The following is a 20,123-nucleotide window of genomic DNA, read 5'->3' as shown; positions in this document are numbered from 1 at the left end:
TTCGAAAACGCCCACCATCGTGGTCTCGCTCGACCTACCGTGTCCCTACCGATCGTCGACGAAGACAGGGAGGCAGCGATGGCGCTGATCGAGACCGGGGACGACGTCCTCGTGGTCGCCGCGAAGACGAAGGTCGCCGACGATGTCGTCTCCCTCGTGCTGCAACGCCGCGATGGGGGTCGCCTCCCCGATTGGACGCCCGGCGCGCACCTCGACCTGGTGCTGCCCGATGGCACCACGCGCCAGTACTCCCTGCACGGCGACCCCCGAGAGGCCGCCGCCTATCGCATCGCCGTCCTTCGCGAAGCCGAGGGGAGCGGTGGCTCGCGCTACGTCCACGACGAGCTGCGTGAGGGCGATCTGGTGAGGTTCGGCGGCCCGCGCAACAACTTCCGCCTGACCCCTGCGCCCGCGTTCGCGTTCGTCGCCGGTGGCATCGGCATCACGCCGATGCTCCCGATGCTGCGCGCGGCGAGCCTGCTCGGCTCCGACTGGCGGCTGCTCTACCTCGGCCGCTCGCGCTCGCGCATGGCGTTCGTCGACGAGCTCGCCGGGTACGGCGACCGGGTCACGGTCCGGGCGTCCGACGAGGTCGGTCCCACCGACATCCGCTCGTGGCTCGAGTCGGGGCCGGATGCCGCGGCGCCGGCCGAGACGAAGTTCTACGCGTGCGGGCCGACGCGCCTCATCGAGGCGATCTCCGAACTCGCCGCCGAGCGCAGGCCCGGTTGGACGAGGGTCGAGCGGTTCGCGGCGGCCGACCGCGGCGAGCCTGCTCGCACCACGGCGTTCGACGTCGAAGTCATCGGCACCGGGCGGAGCATCCGCGTCGTGCCGGGAGTGCCGGTCGCCGACGCGCTCCGAAGCGCGGGCTTCGACCTGCTCACCTCGTGCTCGCGCGGCGTCTGCGGCACGTGCGAGACCAGGGTCGTCGCCGGCGTGCCCGACCACCGCGACTCGATCCTCGACGACGCGGAGCGCGCCGACGGCACCTGCTTCTTCCCCTGCGTCTCGAGGGCGAAGAGCGACCGCCTGGTGGTCTCCCTCTGAGGCGGCGCCCTCCGCGGACCGCCTGCACGACCGACCCACCACGACACCCGCCTCGACGAAGAGAGCCCAGATGACCACCCGTACGCCACCATTCGCCACGGCGATTCCCACCACGGACGAGGACCCGTTCAGCCAGGAGGTCCTCGCCGACCCCCTTCCCTTCCAGCATCGGCTCCGCGAAGCGGGGGAGGTCGTCCTCCTGGAGCGCTACGGCGTCTACGCGATGGGACGCTACGAGACCGTGCGAGCAGCGCTGCTCGACTGGCAGGGGTTCGAGTCCTCGGCCGGCGTCGGGATCACCGACTTCCGGAGCGAGGCGCCGTGGCGACCGCCGAGCCTGCTGTTGGAGGCCGACCCCCCGCATCACGATGCGCCGCGTTCGGTACTCGAGAAGATCCTGGGCCCGCGTGAACTCCGCGAACTGGCGCCTCGCTGGCAGGCCGATGCGGAGGGCCTCGTCGACGAGGTGCTCGGGCAGGGGCTGGAGTTCGATGCCGTCGAGGCGTTCGCGGAGGCCTTTCCGCTTCGCGTGTTCCCCGATGCGGTAGGGATCCCGGCCGAGGGTCGAGAACATCTGTTGCCGTACGGCGACCACCTGTTCAACAGCTTCGGGCCCGAGAACTTCCTCGTGCAGCACGGAGCGCCGCACATCGGCGAGCACTCGGCCTGGGTGAACGCGCAGTGCCTGCGGGATCGCCTCAGCCCCGGCGGCTTCGGGTCTGGGATCTGGGCCGCCGCCGACCGCGGCGACCTGACCGCCGCCCAGGCACCGCTCGTCGTGCGGTCGCTGCTCTCGGCGGGCGTGGACACCACGGTGCACGCGATCGGGGCGGTCCTGCACGCGTTCGCGACGCATCCGGAGGCGTGGGCGCAGCTTCGGTCCCAGCCGGGGCTGGCCCGCGTGGCCTTCGATGAGGCGATCCGGCTCGAGGCGCCAGTGCAGACGTTCTTCCGGACCACCACGCGGGACATCGAACTCGGCGGCGTGCGCATCCCCGCCCGCAGCAAGATCCTGATGTTCCTCGGTTCGGCCAACTCCGACCCGAGACGTTGGACCGATCCCGAGCGCTTCGACCTGTCCCGTGACCCCTCCGGCCACGTCGGGTTCGGCATGGGCATCCACCAGTGCGTCGGCCAGCATGTCGCGCGCCTCGAGGCGACGTCGCTCATCACGGCGCTGGCGCGCCGGGTCGCGTCGGTCCAGCTCATCGGAACCCCGGAGCGCCACCTGAACAACACGCTCCGGGCGTGGAAGCGCATGCCGATGCGCGTGGAGCTCGCGTGATCCCGGGCCGTGACGCCGCCGCCGAGCCGGCCGGGCACGGCGCGACGGAGCACGCGGGCCGTACCTGTGTGATCGCATGACCGCGTTCCGCATTGGAGCATGAACGAGGCCGCCCGTCCCGGTCTCCCGGGGCGAGCGGCCCGACTCTGCTGGGAACGATCAGCCGCGACCCTGCTTCGCGTACGGGTTCGCGAGAGCGTCGGCGATGATCACCTCGGCCGTGTCGGGGTGCAGTCCCTCCTCGGTGGCCGACGGTGCGGCATCCGGCGGGAACGACTCGGTCATCGACATCGGCATCGCGCCGTTGCGGTAGAGGTTGTTCGAGCCCTGTGACGGCTTCCAGTCGTTCGGCTCCCAGTCGGGCACGTAGTTCCGGTAGCCGCCGGTGTTGACCTCGACGCGCATGCCGCTCGGGTCACGGAAGTAGAGGAAGTTCTGCTCGCCGATGCCATGGATCGAGGGGCCGTATTCCATTGCGACGCCGTTCTCCATGAGCACGTCGGCAGCCTGGAGGAGGTCTTCGCGGGTGTCGACCCAGTAGGCGTAGTGGTTCACCCGGCCGGCGCGCTGCGAGGTGTCGAGCACCACCCCGAGGTCGTGCGACTTCTCGTTCGTCGTGATGACGCCGAAGACGGTGACCGGCGCCTCGTCGAGCACGGTGTACGCCATGATGCGGAAGCCGAGCACGTCGCGGTACCACTCGGCGAAGCCGCGCACGTCGCGGGCGGCGACGGTCACGTGGTCGAGTGAGCGCGGCCCCACCGCATGCCGGCTGCGACGCTCGGGGCGGTCGGGGAAGACCGAGGCGAACTCGCCCTCGCCGCGGTACTTGTCGACGTCCCAGAAGAGCTTCATGGTGTGGCCGAAGGGCCCGGTGAACGTGTACGAGCGACCGTGGCCGAAGCCGGAGTCGTGCCAGACACCGGTCACGCCGGCGGCCTCGATGCGGCGAGCCGCCTCGTCGAGGGCCTCGTCGCTCGTGGTGCGCCACGCCATCTCGACGAGGGCCGGCTCAGCGCCGTGCGAGATCACGAGGCTGTAGTCGTAGTAGTCGCCCCACGAGCGCAGGTACGTCTTGCCGCCTTCGCTCGCGATCGCACGAACGCCGACGAGGCGCTCGTAGAAGGCGACGGATGCCGCGGGGTCGGGTGCCGCGATCTCGACGTGCGCGAGGTGGGAGAGGAGTTTGATCATCGTTGATCCTTCGGTCGTTCCGGTTGGGCTGTGCGCACGTGGCGCCACAGAACCACCCTGAGCGCCGCAGTGGTATCCGGGAAGGTGAATCTACGGATACCGCGCATCGATGGCGGTGATGCTCGTGAGTTCACCGCCGACTGGGGCGGAGTATCACTCAGGCTGATGTGTCGCATCAGCGATCTCCGCTTTCCTGATGCGCACGGACGCACTTGGATCGAGCACACCGGATGCACCGAAGCATCCGGCGAACGGAGATCCACACGTGACGACGTCGTCAGGCCCGACCGTCCCCTTCGCCCTCGCACGCTTCGCCTCCGACACCGGCCCAGTGCCCGGACTCGTCGTCGGTGATCGCATTCGCCAGCTCTCCGCCGAGGAGCTCGGTGCCGAGTCGCTCAACGACTTCCTCGCTGAGGGCGAAGCGGCCTGGGATCGCATCGCCGCCCTCGCCGCGGCAGGTGACCGGTCCTCGGATGCTGCCTGGCAGCCCCTCGAGGCCGCCACCCTGCTCGCGCCCGTCGAGCCGCGCCAGGTGCTGCAGACCGGCGCCAACTACCGCACGCACGTCATCGACCTCGTCGTCGCCGGCCGTGCGAAGCAGGACCCCCGCCCGGTCGAGGAATTGCGCGAATGGGCCGCCGAACTCATGGATCGGCGCGCCCGCGAGGGCATCCCGTACTTCTTCATCGGCCTGCCCGCGTGCGTCGTCGGTACCGAGGAGATCCTCGAGCTGCCCGCCTACAGCGACCAGCACGATTGGGAGCTGGAGCTCGCGGTCGTCATCGGCGCGCCGGCCTTCCGGGTGAGCCGGGAGGACGCGCTCGCGCACGTCGCCGGCTACACCATCGTCAACGACGTCACGACGCGCGACCTCGTGTTCCGCCAGGACATGAAGGAGATCGGCACCGACTGGTACCGGGCGAAGAATGCGCCCGGGTTCCTGCCCACCGGACCGTTCCTCGTGCCCGCACGGCACATCGCGGACGCGGGAGGCCTCCGCCTCACGCTCACCGTCAACGGGGAGACGATGCAGGATGCCACGACGGACGACCTGCTCTTCGACATTCCTGCCCTGATCGCCGCAGCCTCCGAGACGATGCCGCTCCTGCCCGGCGACCTGCTGCTGACCGGAAGTCCAGCGGGCAACGGGGTCGTGCACGGCCGGATGCTGCGCGACGGCGACGTCATGGTCGGCACCATCGAGGGCCTCGGCTCGCAGGTCGTGCACGCCGCGGCTGCACGGGTGCCGGCATGAGGACCACGAGCGAGCATCCGAGCATCCTCACCGAGGATCCACGCGAATTGGACCGCGCCGACCCGCTGAGCCACATCGCCGCCGCCGCCGAGGCATACCGCAACTGGGGCCGCTGGGGCGAGGACGACCGGCTCGGCACGCTCAACCTCATCGACGACGACGCCCGGGCCAGGGCAGCGGCGCTCGTGCGACGCGGTGCATCCTTCTCGCTCTCGCAGCCGTTCGACATGAACGGCCCCCAGCAGGGCTGGCGCCGCCGCACGAACCCCGTGCACACCATGCTCGACACGGGCACCGACGCCGAGTACATCGGCCAGGGGTTCCCGCACGGCCTCGGCGGCGCCGATGACGTCATCGCGATGCCCCTGCAGTGCTCGACGCAGTGGGACGGCCTCGGCCACATCTTCGATCGCGGCATGGCCTGGAATGGCCGGCCAGCCGGCCGGGTCGTCACGAGCGAGGGCGACCTCGTCACGGGCATCGAGCACGCGGCATCCGCCATCGTCGGACGAGGCGTGCTGCTGGACCTCGGCCGATTCCTCGGGCCCCGGCTCGACGAGGCCGGCCGCGACGAGCTGCCCGACGGCTACGCGATCACGGTCGACGACCTCGAGGCGTGCATCGATGCGCAGGGGCCGACCTCGCGCGTCGGGCGCGGCGACCTCGTCCTCGTGCGGACCGGCCGCTACACCCGTGCTCGTCGCGAAGGCTGGAACGGGTACGCCGGGGGCCCGAGCGCCGGCCTCTCGTTCACGACGGCCGGCTGGATCCACCGCACCGAGGTCGCCGCGATCGCGACCGACACGTGGGGCTTCGAGGTGCGGCCCAACGAGTTCGACGACGCGTTCCAGCCGCTGCACCAGGTCGTCATCCCGAACATCGGGCTGACCGTGGGGGAGATGTGGGACCTCGACGCGCTCGCCGAGGACTGCGCCGCCGATGGTCGCTACGAGTTCCTCCTCACCGCACCGCCGCTGCCGATCACCGGCGCAGTCGGGTCACCCGTGAACCCCATCGCCCTCAAGTAGCCCGCTCAGCGACGGCGCGATTGCGCCGCAGAACCACCACGACGCACCACCGCAGAACCACAAGGAGTCAACGATGACCGCAGTCTCACGAGTCGCCATCGCCGGGGGCGGGGTCGCCGGCATCGCCGCCGCGATCCTCCTGGCAGAGGGCGGCGTGCACGTCGACGTGTTCGAGCAGAAGCCCGACCCCGGCGCGCTCGGTTCCGGCATCACCCTGCAGGGCAACGCGCTCCGCGTCTTCGGACGGCTCGGCATCTGGCCGGCCGTGCAGGAGGAGTCCTACTCCTTCGACGTGCTCGGTATCCGTGCGCCCGGACCGGAAGCACCCGTGCTCGCGCAGATCCCCGACCAGCGCACCGGCGGGGACGAGTACCCGGCCACGGCGGGCATGTACCGGCCCGACCTCGCCCGCATCCTCACCGAGCGCGCGCGGGAGGTCGGGGCGAACATCCACCTCGCCGCGACGGTCACGTCGTTCGAGCAGGACGACGCCGGCGTCGACGTGACGCGCTCCGACGGGCGCACCGACCGCTACGACCTCCTCATCGGCGCCGACGGCCTGCATTCCGGCATCCGCGCGAAGCTCGGCATCGACGTGGCTCCGCACCGCACCGGCATGGGCATCTGGAGGGCGTTCGTGCCCCGACCCGAGTCGGTCACGCACACCGACCTCTACTACGGCGGCCCGGCATTCATCGCGGGTTACTGCCCGACCGGCGCGGACACGATGTACGCGTACCTCGTCGAGGCGGCGCAGGATCACGGCGACCTCGGGGAGACCGAGCGCATCGACCGCATGCGCGAGTTGTCGCAGGGCTACGGCGGGCCGTGGGACGAGATCCGCACCTCGCTCACGGCATCGGCCCGCGTCAACTACACCTGGTTCACCGCTCACCTGGTGCCGGACGCCTGGAACCGCGGGCGCGTCGTCATCATCGGCGACGCCGCGCACAGCTGCCCGCCCACGATCGCGCAGGGCGCCGCGCAGGCCGCCGAGGACGCGCTCGTGCTCGCCGAACTCCTGCTCGGCCGCGACACGGTCGACGCATCGCTCTGGGACGAGTTCCATGCACGGCGGATTCCCCGGGCGAAAGCGGTCGTCGAGGCATCCGTGCAGGTCGGGCAGTGGATGCTCGATCACGAGCGCGACGCCGACGTGCCCGGCCTCATGTACCGGGTCGGCTCGCTCGTGAGCGAGCCGGCATGAGCGCGCGCGAGCCCGTGATCGACGCGCACGAGCCCGTGGTCGATGTGCACGCGCACGTGCTGCTGCCCGCCCTGCGGGGCCTGGTGCAGGCGAGCGATCCCGACGGATTCGCGGCCGCCGCCGACCTCGAGGCCAGACGCAACGGGCCCGAGTCGCTCGCAGCGTCGGGGGTCATGATCCGCGAGCGGTTCGCGAAGCTGACCGACCTGCCGACGCGCCTCGCGGCCATGGACGACGCGGGCATCGACATCCAGGTCGTCTCGCCGTCGCCGTCGCACTACTATCCGTGGGCTGATGCCTCGCTCGCCGACCGCATCGCACGGGCGGCATCCCTCGCGACCGCGGAGCTCGTGGCCGCCGCCCCCGCCCGGCTCCTCGGCCTCGGCCTCGTGCCGCTGCAGCATCCGGCGCTCCTCGTTCCTGCACTCGAGTACGCCGTGCTCGAGCTCGGGCTCGCCGGGGTCGAGATCTCCTCGAGCGCCGGCGACGTCGAGCTCTCCGACGAGCGCCTCGAACCGTTCTGGGCACGGGCCGAGGAGCTCGAGGCCGTCGTCTTCCTGCACCCGTTCGGCTGCACGCTCGACGAGCGGCTCGACCGCTTCTACCTCGCCAACACGGTCGGCCAGCCGACGGAGAACGCCGTCGCGCTCTCGCACCTGATCTTCTCGGGAGTGCTCGACCGGCATCCAGGTCTGCGCGTCGTCGCGGCCCACGGCGGGGGCTACCTGCCCGGGTACCTCGGCCGCAGCGACCATGCGTGGCGCGTGCGGCCGGAGGCGCACGGATGCATCGAGCCGCCGTCGAGCTACCTGCGACGTCTCTGGTTCGACTCGCTCGTGCACGACGCCGCAGGCCTCCGCACGCTCGTCGGCGCAGCCGGTGCCGACCGGGTCGTGCTCGGCAGCGACTTCCCGTTCGACATGGGCGTGGAGGATCCCATTGCACTCGTGCGCGAGGCAGGGCTGGGCGAGGTCGCCGAGCGCGCGATCCTGTCGGGCAGTATCCGGTCGTTGATCCCGGCGCTGTCTCCCGCGCTCGATCGGGCGGTGTCGCCATGAGGATCGCGCGATGGGAGCACCTCGGCGTCCTCGGCGAGGGTTTCGTCGTCGATGCGCACGTCGAGCGGTTCCCCGATGAGCTCACCGTGCTCGATGTACTGCGCATGGGGCTGACCGAACTGCCCGGGATCGCGGATGCTGCGGCCGCCGCTGCCGACTCCGAGCCGGCCCGGCGGACGCCTCTCGGCGACGTGCGGTTGCTGCCGCCCATCGTGCCGCCGAGCGTGCGCGACTTCGTCGCGTTCGAGGAGCATGTCGAGGGCGTCGTGCGCTCGGTATCGGGCGGGCAGGGCGTGGACGCCGAGTGGTACGAGTTCCCGACGTTCTACTTCACGAACCCGCACTCCGTGATCGCGACCGGCGCGACCGTGCACCCGCCCGTGACGGAGCGGCTCGACTTCGAACTCGAGGTCGCGGCGGTGATCGGGGGAGTCGAGGGTAGCGACGGCTCGAACCTCGACCCGGTCGAAGCCGCCGACCACATCTTCGGCTACACGATCTTCAACGACTGGTCGGCACGAGACATCCAGGCCCGCGAGATGAAGGTGCGCCTGGGGCCGTGCAAGGGCAAGGACTTCGCCACGACCCTCGGCCCGTGGATCGTGACGGCCGACGAGTTCGCCGGACGCCACGACGCCGAGGGTTTCCTGCCCATCGGCATGGAGGTGCTCGTGAACGGCGACCGCATCGGCATCGACCTGCTCTCGAACATGGGATGGCCCTTCGCCGAGCTCGTCGCCTACGCCTCGCGCAACTCGCGGGTCGTGCCCGGCGACGTGCTGGGGTCCGGCACGGCCGGAAACGGCGGATGCCTCGGTGAGCTCTGGGGACGGGCCGGAACGCTCGTGCCGGCGCCTCTCGTCGAGGGCGATCAGGTCGTCATGCGCGTGGAGGGGATCGGCGAGATCCGCAACGTCGTCGGGGCGGCGATCGCCGCTCCGCGGATCGGCCCTGCGAGAACCCGCTCGCGCGCGAGACCCGGAGCACCCGTCGATCCGTCGTACGTCTCGCCTGCGGCCGCGCACTGACCGGGACGTGCCAGACCGCCGCCACCCGCCACCCGCCACCACGAACGCACCACCCATCCCCACCACCGATCGAGGAGATTCAATGACGAATACCCGCCCGGCGACGCAGCCCGTCGCCGCCCGCACCGCCGGCTTCTGGCAGGCGGTCCTCCTGCTCGCGGGCAGCTGCATGCCCGTGCTCGGATCGGTGCTCATCACGCCGATCCTGCCCCAGCTCTCCGAGGTGTTCGGCGACCAGCCCGGCTCCGAGGTGCTCGTGCCGATGATCGTCGCGATCCCGGCGCTCATCATCGCGATCTTCGCCCCGTTCGCCGGCCAGATCGTCGACCGGCTCGGGCGTAAGAACCTCCTCATCGTCGCGATGTTCGCGTACGCGCTCGTCGGCACCGCGCCGGCCTGGCTCGAAGATCTGCAGCTGATCCTCTTCAGCCGCGTGCTCGTCGGCGTCTGCGAGGCGGCGATCATGACCGTCTGCACGACCCTGATCGTCGACTACTTCCACGAGGAGAAGCGTCGCACCAGGTACCTCGGCCTGCAGACCGTCGTGACGACGCTCGCGGCAACGGTCTTCATCGCCGTCGGCGGCGCGCTGGGCGTCGCCGGCTGGCACACGCCGTTCTGGGTGTACGCGATCAGCATCCTCATCGCGGTCCCGATGATCTTCCTGCTGTGGGAGCCTCGCCGCGACGACCGCACCGACGCGCACGTGGCGGGCATCGCCGCAGGCGAGAAGGTGCGCGTGCCCTGGAAGCTGCTCGCGGCTCCGCTCGTGGTGACGCTCTTCGGCGGCTTCACGTTCTACGTGCTCATCATCGAGACGAGCTACCTCGTCGTCGGCACGGGCGTGGCGGCGACCGACACTGGCGTCATCGGGCTCGCCGCAGCGCTCGCCTCGCTCGCCACCGCGGCCGGAGCGTTCACGTTCGCGCGGATCGCCAAGCTGGCGCCGCGGGTGCAGCTGCCGATCGCGTTCGGCCTGCAGGCGATCGGCATGCTCGTGATCTGGCTGGGCGGGGCGCTCCCGGCAGTGATCGTCGGCGCGATCATCGCCTCGGCGGGTTCGGGCCTGCTGCTGCCGACGCTCCTCACTTGGGCGCTGTCGAAGATCGCGTTCGAGCAGCGCGGTCGTTCGACCGGATGGTGGCAGACCTCGTTCTACCTCGGCCAGTTCCTCACGCCGATCCTCATGGGCGCGCTCGGGGCCGCGGTCGGCGGCCTGTCGGTGGCGGTCGGCGTCGTCGGCATCGCGGCCGCCGTCGTCGCGATCGTCCTCGGAGTGCTGCTGCGACGGCCCGCCCTGGTGGACTCCGAGACGGTCTCGGCCTGAGCCGGCCACGCCCGGCGTCCGCCACCAGCGCGGCGCCGGGCGTGCGGGCCTGCTGTGCAGGCCGAGCCGTCGATTTCTCATCGACGGCTCTGATACTCAACCCATGGCCCATCGCGGGGATTGATAAGCTCGGATTCCGCTCCACCCGATCCGAAAGCACGATGCCGTGTCCGATCGCTCCCTCTCGCGCCTCGACCTGAACCTCCTCATCTCGCTCGACGCCCTGCTGACCGAACGCAGCGTGACGCGCGCCGCCGAGCGCCTACGGCTCAGCCAGCCGGCACTGAGCGCCTCGCTCTCACGGTTGCGCGCGCACTTCAACGACCCGATCCTCGCAAGGCAGGGCAACACCTACGAGTTGACGCCGCTCGCGTCGCGCCTCGCCGAGCACACCGCCTCGGCCCTCGACGCCGCCCGTCGCGTCTTCGAGTCGCAAGCGGAGTGGGACCCGCGCGAGTCGACCCGCGAGTTCGCCGTATACGGCTCCGACTACGCATTCGCCACCATCGGGCGTCGTGTCTCGATGCTCGCCGCCGAGCGAGCGCCGGGCGTGCGATTCCGCTTCCTGCTGCACACCCCGCAGATCGTCGACGACGCGGCCACTCGGCTCCGGAGCGCCGACGGCATGCTGATGCCGCACGGATTCCTCGACGGACTTCCCTACACCGACCTCTGGACCGACGGCTGGGTCATCGTGGCTGCCGACGACAATCCCGACGTCGGCGAGTCGCTCAGCATGGAGGATCTCGCCGCGCTGCCGTGGGTCTTCACGTACCAGTCGCGATCGGCGTTCACGTCGGCGACCCGGCAGATCCAGCAGCTCGGCATCGAACCGCGCGTCGAGGTCGTCGTCGAGAGCTTCTTGAGCCTTCCGGGATTCGTCGCCGGAACGCGTCGCCTCGGCCTCGTGCAGGCCGGCCTCGCCGGCATCGTGCGCGCAATGCCCGGGCTCCGCGTGCTGGCGCCCCCGTTCGAGGCGACCGAGATCCACAACGCCCTCTGGTGGCATCCGGTGCATCGACGTGATCCCGAGCACGAGTGGATGCGCGGTCTGTTCGCCGAAGCGGGCACCGCACTCGCCGCCGCGCCCGCCCTCGACGGGCCGGCCCATGCCCCGCGGTGACGACGACCGCCGGGTCGCCGAGAAGCTCTTCGCGATCGCCGACGCGTTCGAGCGCGGCGACGAACTGACGCTCAGCGAGATCGCCGAGCGGGCGGGGCTTCCGATGTCGACCGCGCACCGGCTGCTCGGGGAGTGGGTGGCCTGGGGCGGCATCACGCGCTCCGGCGACGGCCGGTATCGCGTGGGCATCAAGCTGTGGCGGCTCGCGGTACGCCAGCCCTCGTCGAGGCGGCTCCGCATCGCAGCGAAGCCCTACCTCGAGGACCTCTTCCAGTCGACGGGCGAGCATGTGCACCTCGCGGTTCGCGAGGGACTCGGCGCGGTCTACCTCGAGCGGATGTCGGGAGCTCACGCCGTGCCGTCCATCACCGACATCGGTTCCCGGCTGCCATTGCACGCGACCGGAGTCGGCCAGGCGTTGCTGGCGTTCGCGCCGCCGGGGGTCTTCGAGGATGTCATCGCCGCGGGTCCGCGGAGATTCCTTCCCGGCACGATCATCGACGAGGATGCGCTTCGCGAACGGATGGCCCGGATCCGCGCATCGGGCATCGCGACGTCCGTCGAGGCGCTGACGCGGGGCGCCTTCTCGGTCGCCGCCCCGGTGCGCGACGCCACCGGCGACGTGGTCGCGGCGGTGTCGATCATCGCGCACGTCGAGCGCCTGGACGAGCCGCAGTTCGCCCTCGGAGTGCGCATCGCGGGCCGGGGCATCTCCGCGGCGCTCGGACACCGACCGTAGGCGCACGTCCGTCGTTCCGCCCGGTGTGCAGGGCTCTCGCGACGTCGCACGATTCCATCGGATGGAATCGGGGATGCGGTGCGACCCTCGTGCGACGCACGATGGCAGCACCTTCCCACAGACGCGAGAGGATGCAGCGTTGCGATCCCAGGTGGTCATCATCGGAGCCGGCCCGGCCGGACTCCTGCTCGGGCACGTCCTGCACCGAGCAGGCATCGGGTTCACGATCCTCGAGGCCCGGTCGCGCGAGTACGTGCTCGGCCGCATCCGTGCCGGCGTGCTCGAGCAGGGCTCGGTCGATGCGCTGGCCGAGCTCGGCCTCGACTCGGATCTCCGCGAACGCGGGCTGACCCACCACGGCATCCACCTGCAGTTCGAGGGCGGCCGCCACCACGTCGACTTCGTCGAGCTCGTGGGCCGCACGGTCACGATCTACGGCCAGCAGGCCCTCGTTCGGCACCTGCTCGCCGAGCACGACCGGCTCGGCAGCGACATCCGGTTCGAGGTCGCCGACGTCACCCCGACCGGGCTTGAGGGCTCGAGCCCGAGCGTGAGCTTCACGGATGCCGGTGCGACGACGTCGATCGACGCCGAGGTCGTCGTCGGCGCCGACGGGTTCCACGGCGTCTGCCGACCGGCGATCCCCGGCATCAGGGCGTTCGAGCGCTCGTTCCCGTTCGGGTGGCTCGGCATCCTCGCCGACGTCCCGCCATCGACCGACGACCTCATCTACGCGCTGCACCCCGACGGCTTCGCGATGCACTCGATGCGCTCGCTCGAGGTCTCGCGCCTCTACCTGCAGGTCGGTCACGACGAATCCATCGACGACTGGTCCGACGCCCGCATCTGGGACGCGCTGCAGACCCGGCTCGGCGTCGACGGCTGGACCCTGCACGAGGGCGCGGTGCTCGAGAAGTCCATCACGCCGATGCGCTCGTTCGTCGCCTCGACGATGGCGCACGGCCGGCTCCTCCTCGTCGGCGATGCCGCGCACATCGTGCCGCCGACCGGCGCGAAAGGCCTCAACTCGGCCATCGCCGACGTCGTGCTCCTCGGGCGCGCGCTCATCGCCGCCCTGCAGCTCGGCGACGAGCGCGGACTCCTGGCTTACAGCGACGCGGCCCTCGCCCGCCAGTGGAAGGTGCAGCAGTTCTCCGAGTGGATGACCGACCTCCTCCACGTCCACGAGGGGGCGGATGCCGCGGCGCGGGCCTTCTCGTACCGCAGCCAGGTCGGCCGGCTCGAGTACGTCACCGGGTCGCGCGCTGCGCGGCAGAGCCTCGCCGAGCAGTACGCCGGCCTCCCCTTCACGACGGAGTGACCATGCATCCGACCGTCTCCCACCCCGACCCGTCGCAGCAGGCCATCAGCGACGGGATCGCCGACCGGCATGACCGCGAACGTCGGGTGGCGACATCCGACCGCGAACTTCGAGCGCACCCGCGCCGCGACTTCGCGCCGTACCGCTCGACCCTCCTGCGGCATCCGACGCACGAGCTCGTGCGCGCCGATCCCGAGGACATCGAACTCGTGTCGCCCGCGTTCGGGCACACGGACGTCGCGCCCGAGGAGGCCGATCTCACCATCCAGCATGCGGGCGAACCGCTCGGCGAGCGCATCATCATCACGGGGCGCGTGCTCGACGGCGAGGGGCGGCCGGTGCGGCGACAGCTCGTGGAGATCTGGCAGGCCAACGCCTCCGGGCGCTACGTCCACAAGCGCGACCAGCATCCGGCCCCCCTCGACCCGAACTTCACGGGCGTCGGGCGGATCGTCACGGGCGACGACGGCTCGTATCGCCTGACCACGATCAAGCCGGGCGCCTACCCCTGGAAGAACCACCGCAACGCCTGGCGGCCGGCGCACATCCACTTCTCGTTCTTCGGTTCGGCGTTCACGCAGCGCCTGGTCACCCAGATGTACTTCCCGGGAGACCCGCTCTTCGCGCTCGACCCGATCTACCAGTCGATCGTCGACCCGGCCGCTCGGGAGCGACTCGTCGCCGGGTACGACCACGAGGTGAGCGAGCCCGAGTGGGCGATCGGCTACCGCTGGGACGTCGTGCTCACGGGTCCGCGCTCGACCTGGATGGAACCGGAGGACGCCGACCATGCCTGAGCAGCACCGACCGCTCGGGCAGACCCCGTCGCAGACGGTCGGCCCGTTCTTCGGCTACGCACTGCCGTACCCGGGCGGGCCCGAGGTGCGAGCGCCATGGCAGCCTGACGCGGTGCGCGTCCACGGCACGGTCCTCGACGGTGCAGGTGAGCCGATTCCCGACGCGATCGTCGAGATCTGGGGTGCGGATGCCGCGGGGCTGGCCTCGACCGAACGCGGATCCCTCGACCGCGATCGGCACGCCTTCACCGGTTTCGGGCGTGCCGCGGTCGACCGCGACGGGCACTACTCCTTCACGACGATCAAGCCCGGTGCCATGCGCGACGGGTCGGCCCCGTACCTGCTCGTGACGGTGTTCGCCCGCGGTGTGCTGCATCACCTCTTCACGCGGGCGTACTTCGGCGACGAGCCGGAGGCGAACGCCGTCGACCCGCTCCTCACGCGCATCGACCCCGACCGTCGTGGCACGCTCCTGGCCGAGCCCGACGCGGCCTCGTCGTACCGGTTCGACGTGCGCCTGCAGGGCGAGGGCGAGACCGTGTTCCTCGACTACGGCACCGAACGATGATGGAGGCGCGGCGATGACGGACTGGGGACTGCTGGATCCCGGAGGAGCCGACACCGTCGGGACCGACGACGATGCCGTGCTCGCGGCGATGGTCGAAGTCGAGCGCGCGCTGCTGCGAGCGTGGGGGAGCGAGCTCGCCGAATCCCTCGACGCGCAGGCCGACGCGCTCGATGCGGCCGCGCTCGATCGGGCGGCGCTCGTCGCAGGCGTGTCCCGCGACGCGGTTCCGGTCGTGGCCCTCGTGCCGTCGCTCCGGGCGCAGCTCGACGCGGCCGGCCTCGCGAGCGACCGACTGCACCTCGGCGCCACGAGTCAGGACGTGCTCGACACCGCGCTCGTGCTCGTCGCCCGCGACGCACTCCGCGCAACGCGGGCGTCGCTCGTCGAGGCGGGTGAGCGCCTCGCCGAGCTGGCCGATGCCGAGCGGCAGAGCTTCCGCATCGCCCGTTCGGTCGCGCGGCACGCCGAAACGAGCACGATCGGGGTGCTGGCCGCCGGCTGGCTCGACGGCGTCTCCTCGTCCATCGAGGCGATCGACGTCCTCGGGTTCCCGGTGCAGTTCGGCGGTGCGGTCGGCACCGGAAGCGCGGCGGATGCCGCATCCGGGCGGCCCGGCGCCGTCGAGGCCGTGCGAGCGGAGCTCGCCGCCCGGCTCGGGCTCGGCGATCCGCATCGCTCGTGGCACGCGGAGCGGACCCCCGTCCTCGCGATCGCCGCCGCGAGCGCGAGCGTCGTCGGGGCACTCGGGCGCATCGCAGGCGACGCAACCTTCCTTTCGAGACAGGAGCTCGGCGAGGTGCGCCTCGCCGGAGGCGGCGGCTCGTCGGCGATGCCGCACAAGCGGAACCCGGTCGACGCGGTCGCCGTCACCGCAGCCGCGGTCGAGGCTCCCGGCCTGCTGCAGGTCGTCGCCTCAGCGATGATCTCGGGCGACGAGCGGTCGTCGGGCCGCTGGCATGCGGAGTGGGTGCCGCTCCGCCGCCTCGTGCGCCTCGCGCGCTCCGCCTCGGTCGCTGCAGTACGACTCATCAGGGGTCTCGAGTTCGACGGCGACCGTGCCGGGCGCATCCTCGCCGGGTCCGGCCCAGCCGGCGAACGTCCGGATCGCCGCGTGCTCGCAGCCTCATCCGACCGCATCGTCGACCGGGCCGTCGCCCGGTTCTCCGCCGTCTCAGAAGAGAGCCCTCGCCCATGACCGTCCCACGCCTGCTCGGCTCCTTCGCTCCCGGCACCGCGCCGGCCGCCTCGAACCCGCTCCTCGTGCTGCTGCCGTCGCTCGGCACGACCACGGCCATCTGGGACGGGGTCGTCGGTGCGCTGCGCGCCGACCCGCGCACCGCTGCCCTCCGGATCCTGCGCGTCGACCTCCCGGGTCACGGGGCGAGCCCGGCAGCAGCGGCCCCGTTCTCGATCGCCGACCTGGCCGCGGCCGTCGTGGCCGTCGTCGACGAGGCGGGCGGGGGCGCCTTCCACGTCGCGGGCGTCTCGCTCGGCGGCACGGTCGCCCTCGAGCTGGCCGTCACGCGACCCGATCGCGTGCAGGGGCTCGTCATGAGTTGCAGCGGCGCCCGCATCGGCACGCGCCAGAGTTGGGCAGCCCGGGCGGCCACGGTCCGGTCGAGCGGCACCGCGTCGCTCGTGACCGGGAGTGCCGAGCGATGGTTCGCACCCGGATTCCTCGACCGCGAGTCGGGCGGACCGGGTGCACGCACGCTCGCAGCGCTCGTCGACGTCGACGACGAGTCGTACGCCCGCTGCGCCGAGGCGCTCGGCGGCTTCGATCGCACGCACGATCTCGCCTCGCTCGGCGTGCCCGCCCTCGCGCTCAGCGGCGAGCACGATGCCGTGACGACACCGGCCTCGATGCAGGACCTCGCCGACGACATCCCCGGCGCCCGGCACGTCGTGCTCGACGGCGCCTCGCACCTCGCCGTGCTCGAGGAGCCGCAGGCGGTGGCCGAGCTCATGGCGGAGCACCTCGTCGCGATCGAGCGGTCCGTCGAGACATCCGTCGCCCTCGACCGCGGCATGCGGGTGCGTCGAGCCGTGCTCGGCGATGCGCATGTCGACCGAGCGGTGGCCACCACCACGTCCGAGACGGCCGCGTTCCAGGACTTCCTCACGCGCTACGCCTGGGGCGAGGTCTGGGATCGGCCCGGCCTCGCTCGCCGCGAGCGCTCGATCGCGACCCTCGCGAGCCTGACGACCGGCGGGCACGAGCACGAGATCGCCATGCACGTGCGTGCAGCCCTCCGCAACGGCCTCACGCGTGAGGAGATCTCGGAGGTGCTGCTGCACACCGCGCTCTACGCGGGCCTCCCTGCAGCGAACTCGGCCTTCGCGATCGCTCGAACGGTCTTCGCCGAAACGGATGCCGCATCCGAACCCTCACCCGACTCGAACGACTGAACCCGGAGCACCATGGACAAGACCTTCGCGACCGCTGCCGACGCGGTCGCCGACATCCCCGCGGGCGCATCGCTCGCGGTCGGCGGCTTCGGCCTGTCGGGCGTGCCGATCGTGACGATCCGCGCGTTGCTCGCGCGAGGCGTCGGCGACCTCGAGGTCGTCTCGAACAACTGCGGCGTCGACGGCTGGGGCCTCGGCGAGCTGCTCGCCGCCGGCCGGATCCGTCGGGTCATCGCGAGCTACATCGGCGAGAACAAGGAGTTCGCGCGGCAGTACCTGAGCGGTGAGGTCGAGGTCGAACTGACCCCGCAGGGCACACTCGCCGAGCGGCTCCGGGCCGGAGGAGTCGGCATCCCGGCGTTCTACACCGCAACAGGCGCCGGCACGGCCGTGTCGGAGGGCGGGATGCCGCTGCGGTACGCCGTCGACGGGTCGGTCGCGCTCGCCTCCGAGCCGAAGGAGCTGCGCCCGTTCGACGCGTTCGGCCGCACTCGGGAGTACGTGCTGGAGCGGGCGATCAGCACCGACTACGGCCTGGTGCGCGCCGCGGTCGGCGACCGGCACGGCAACCTCCGGTTCGAGAAGTCGACTCGCAACTTCAACCCGCTCGCCGGGATGGCCGGCCGGGTCACGATCGCGGAGGTCGACGAGCTCGTCGAACCGGGCGTGCTCGGCCCCGACGACATCCACCTGCCGGGCATCTACGTCGATCGGCTGGTCGTGCTCACCCCGGAGGAAGCGGCCGAGCTGCCGATCGAGAAGACGACCGTGCGGGCCCGACCGGGGGCATCCGCCGAGCCCGCGGCATCCGGATTCAGCGCCGCGGAAGCCGGCCGAGACGAGATCGAAGGAGCCCGCTGATGCCGTTGACGCGTGACGAGATGGCCGCCCGCGCCGCCCGTGAGCTCGTGGACGGCACGTACGTGAACCTCGGCATCGGGCTGCCGACGCTCATCCCGAACCACTTGCCCGACGACGTCGAGGTGGTGCTGCACTCCGAGAACGGGATCCTCGGGGTGGGCCCGTACCCGTGGGAGGGCGAGGCGGATCCGAAGCTCATCAATGCGGGCAAGGAGACGGTGACCGTGCTTCCGGGCGCCGCGTACTTCGACTCCGCGGCGAGCTTCGGGATGATCCGCGGCGGTCGCATCGGCACCGCGGTGCTCGGTGCGATGCAGGTCGCCCAGTCCGGCGACATCGCCAACTGGGCCGTTCCGGGCAAGATGGTCAAGGGCATGGGCGGGGCGATGGACCTCGTCAACGGCGCCGAACGAGTGATCGTCGTCATGGAGCACGTCGCGAAGGACGGTACCGCGAAGCTCGTCGAGGAGTGCACCCTGCCCCTCACCGGCAGGGCGTGCGTCGACCGGGTCATCACCGACCTCGCCGTCTTCGATGTCACCGAGCACGGGTTCGTGCTCGTCGAACTTGCACCCGGCGTCAGCATCGACCAGGTCGCGGATGCCACGGGGGCGCCGTTCACCGTCGCCGACGCACTCGTCACCTCGGCCGCCTGATGACCGAGCTGCGCGACGTCGTCATCTGCGCACCGCTGCGCACGCCCGTCGGGCGAATGGGCGGCGCACTCGCACCCGTCACCGCCCTCGAGCTGGCGACCACCGTGCTGCGTGCGCTCCTCGAGCGCACGGGCATCGACCCGGCCGGGGTCGACGGCGTGATCGGTGCCCAGGGCTACGCGACCATGGAGGCGCCCGCGTTCGGACGCGTCGCCGCGCTGGACGCCGGATTCCCGGTCGAGACGACGGGCTACCAGCTCGACCGCCGCTGCGGTTCCGGGCTGCAGGCCGTGCTGAACGCCGCCATGGAGGTGCAGACCGGTGTCGCCGACGCGGTGATCGCGCTCGGCGTGGAGTCGATGTCGAACGCGCCCCTGTACACCGTCGAGGGGCGCCGAGGCGTGACCGGCGCCGGCCTGCTGCTCCGGGACGCACTCTCGCGCGGTCGCGAGACCGTCGGTGGCGACCGGTTCCCGACGCCGGAGGGGAACGTCGGCTCCGCGGAACTCCTGCGAGCCGAGTACGGCATCTCCCGTGATGCCCAGGACGCCCTCGCGCTCCGCTCCCACCGTCGGGCGGTCGCCGCGCAGGAGTCGGGTGCCTTCGCCGCCGAGCTCGTGCCCGTGCCGGTGCCGGGCCGACGCGGCACGGTGCTCGTCGACCGCGACGAGCATCCGCGAGCCGACACCGGCCTCGAGGCGCTCGGTGCGCTGCGTCCGATCCTGCGCCGCGATCCCGACGCGACCGTCACCGCGGGCAACTCGAGCGGCCAGAACGACGCCGCGGCCGCATGCATCGTCACGACTCCCGGCCGTGCCGCCGAGCTCGGCCTCGAGCCCATGCTGCGCCTCGTCTCGTGGGCTGTGGCGGGCAACGATCCACTGCGCTTCGGCGTGGCGCCCGTGCCGGCGACGAACCTCGCGCTCGCGCGCGCCGGCATCCGCTTGGACGACCTCGACGTGATCGAACTCAACGAGGCCTTCGCGGTGCAGGTGCTCGCCTGCCTCACCGACTGGGGCGTCGACGCCGAGGACCCGCGTCTCAACCCGCGGGGGAGCGGCATCTCGATCGGCCACCCGATCGGCGCCACCGGCATCCGCATGCTCGCGACACTCGCGCACGAGATGGTCGACCTGGACCGCGAACTCGCCGTCGAGACGATGTGCATCGGCGGCGGCCAGGCGCTCGCGGCCGTGTTCGAACGGGCCTGACTC

19 protein-coding genes are annotated in these 20,123 nt (G+C 71.4%); 18 read left to right on the top strand and 1 reads right to left on the bottom strand.

Going from position 1 to position 20,123, the window contains the following annotated elements:
- Positions 1 to 78 precede the first annotated feature (78 nt).
- The gene (locus ASD23_RS07845) at positions 79 to 1,050 is read left to right on the top strand and encodes a PDR/VanB family oxidoreductase (RefSeq protein ID WP_056009086.1); all 972 of its coding nucleotides are present in this window, start codon (positions 79 to 81) and stop codon (positions 1,048 to 1,050) included.
- 70 nt (positions 1,051 to 1,120) lie between these two features.
- Entirely contained in the window at positions 1,121 to 2,335 is a 1,215-nt protein-coding gene (locus tag ASD23_RS07840; protein ID WP_056009083.1) for a cytochrome P450, read from the top strand.
- A 159-nt stretch (positions 2,336 to 2,494) separates the two neighbouring features.
- On the opposite strand, the gene ASD23_RS07835 is transcribed toward ASD23_RS07840, so the two are convergent.
- Complete coding sequence (locus ASD23_RS07835; RefSeq protein ID WP_056009080.1) at positions 2,495 to 3,529, bottom strand: VOC family protein; 1,035 nt, start codon at positions 3,527 to 3,529, stop codon at positions 2,495 to 2,497.
- A gap of 265 nt (positions 3,530 to 3,794) precedes the next feature.
- Here ASD23_RS07835 and ASD23_RS07830 point away from each other — a divergent pair, with 265 nt between their 5' ends.
- From ASD23_RS07830 to ASD23_RS07755, 16 genes are all read left to right on the top strand, one after another.
- The gene (locus ASD23_RS07830; RefSeq protein ID WP_056009077.1) at positions 3,795 to 4,787 is read left to right on the top strand and encodes a fumarylacetoacetate hydrolase family protein; all 993 of its coding nucleotides are present in this window, start codon (positions 3,795 to 3,797) and stop codon (positions 4,785 to 4,787) included.
- Entirely contained in the window at positions 4,784 to 5,815 is a 1,032-nt protein-coding gene (locus tag ASD23_RS07825) for a cyclase family protein (RefSeq protein WP_056009074.1), read from the top strand. Before ASD23_RS07830 ends, ASD23_RS07825 begins: the two co-directional genes overlap by 4 nt.
- Before the next feature lie 73 nt (positions 5,816 to 5,888).
- Positions 5,889 to 7,022 carry an FAD-dependent monooxygenase gene (locus tag ASD23_RS07820; RefSeq protein WP_056009067.1) on the top strand — a complete coding sequence of 378 codons (1,134 nt, stop codon included), beginning with the start codon at positions 5,889 to 5,891 and terminating at the stop codon, positions 7,020 to 7,022.
- Entirely contained in the window at positions 7,019 to 8,080 is a 1,062-nt protein-coding gene (locus tag ASD23_RS07815; protein WP_056009062.1) for an amidohydrolase family protein, read from the top strand. Before ASD23_RS07820 ends, ASD23_RS07815 begins: the two co-directional genes overlap by 4 nt.
- The gene (locus ASD23_RS07810) at positions 8,077 to 9,108 is read left to right on the top strand and encodes a fumarylacetoacetate hydrolase family protein (protein WP_056009059.1); all 1,032 of its coding nucleotides are present in this window, start codon (positions 8,077 to 8,079) and stop codon (positions 9,106 to 9,108) included. The genes ASD23_RS07815 and ASD23_RS07810 overlap by 4 nt, the downstream gene beginning before the upstream one ends.
- Before the next feature lie 82 nt (positions 9,109 to 9,190).
- A complete protein-coding gene (locus ASD23_RS07805) occupies positions 9,191 to 10,435 on the top strand; it encodes an MFS transporter (protein WP_056009056.1) in 1,245 nt (414 codons plus the stop codon).
- Positions 10,436 to 10,601: 166 nt separating this feature from the next.
- Entirely contained in the window at positions 10,602 to 11,558 is a 957-nt protein-coding gene (locus ASD23_RS07800) for a LysR family transcriptional regulator (protein ID WP_056009053.1), read from the top strand.
- The gene (locus tag ASD23_RS07795) at positions 11,545 to 12,297 is read left to right on the top strand and encodes an IclR family transcriptional regulator (protein WP_056009050.1); all 753 of its coding nucleotides are present in this window, start codon (positions 11,545 to 11,547) and stop codon (positions 12,295 to 12,297) included. Before ASD23_RS07800 ends, ASD23_RS07795 begins: the two co-directional genes overlap by 14 nt.
- Positions 12,298 to 12,436: 139 nt before the next feature.
- Positions 12,437 to 13,618 carry a 4-hydroxybenzoate 3-monooxygenase gene (locus ASD23_RS07790; RefSeq protein ID WP_056012754.1) on the top strand — a complete coding sequence of 394 codons (1,182 nt, stop codon included), beginning with the start codon at positions 12,437 to 12,439 and terminating at the stop codon, positions 13,616 to 13,618.
- 2 nt (positions 13,619 to 13,620) lie between these two features.
- On the top strand, positions 13,621 to 14,415 hold the full coding sequence (gene pcaH, locus ASD23_RS07785) for a protocatechuate 3,4-dioxygenase subunit beta (RefSeq protein ID WP_082571303.1): 795 nt from the start codon (positions 13,621 to 13,623) through the stop codon (positions 14,413 to 14,415).
- Entirely contained in the window at positions 14,408 to 14,983 is a 576-nt protein-coding gene (pcaG, locus tag ASD23_RS07780) for a protocatechuate 3,4-dioxygenase subunit alpha (protein ID WP_056009047.1), read from the top strand. The genes pcaH and pcaG overlap by 8 nt, the downstream gene beginning before the upstream one ends.
- A gap of 13 nt (positions 14,984 to 14,996) precedes the next feature.
- Positions 14,997 to 16,178, top strand: a complete 1,182-nt coding sequence (locus tag ASD23_RS07775; protein ID WP_056009044.1) for a lyase family protein — start codon at positions 14,997 to 14,999, stop codon at positions 16,176 to 16,178.
- The gene (pcaDC, locus tag ASD23_RS07770; protein WP_056009041.1) at positions 16,175 to 17,392 is read left to right on the top strand and encodes a bifunctional 3-oxoadipate enol-lactonase/4-carboxymuconolactone decarboxylase PcaDC; all 1,218 of its coding nucleotides are present in this window, start codon (positions 16,175 to 16,177) and stop codon (positions 17,390 to 17,392) included. The genes ASD23_RS07775 and pcaDC overlap by 4 nt, the downstream gene beginning before the upstream one ends.
- 12 nt (positions 17,393 to 17,404) lie before the next feature.
- Entirely contained in the window at positions 17,405 to 18,253 is an 849-nt protein-coding gene (locus tag ASD23_RS07765) for a CoA transferase subunit A (protein WP_056009038.1), read from the top strand.
- Positions 18,253 to 18,909: a CoA transferase subunit B gene (locus ASD23_RS07760; RefSeq protein ID WP_056009035.1), complete on the top strand. Its 657-nt coding sequence runs from the start codon at positions 18,253 to 18,255 to the stop codon at positions 18,907 to 18,909. Before ASD23_RS07765 ends, ASD23_RS07760 begins: the two co-directional genes overlap by 1 nt.
- The gene (locus tag ASD23_RS07755; RefSeq protein WP_200941700.1) at positions 18,909 to 20,120 is read left to right on the top strand and encodes an acetyl-CoA C-acetyltransferase; all 1,212 of its coding nucleotides are present in this window, start codon (positions 18,909 to 18,911) and stop codon (positions 20,118 to 20,120) included. The genes ASD23_RS07760 and ASD23_RS07755 overlap by 1 nt, the downstream gene beginning before the upstream one ends.
- Positions 20,121 to 20,123: the final 3 nt, after the last annotated feature.

Origin of the sequence: Agromyces sp. Root1464, from assembly GCF_001427265.1 — a bacterium.
In the GTDB taxonomy this organism is placed as follows: Bacteria; Actinomycetota; Actinomycetes; order Actinomycetales; family Microbacteriaceae; genus Agromyces; species Agromyces fucosus.
Note: the sequence above shows the minus strand (reverse complement) of the source record. Positions and strands in the feature narration are given on the sequence as shown.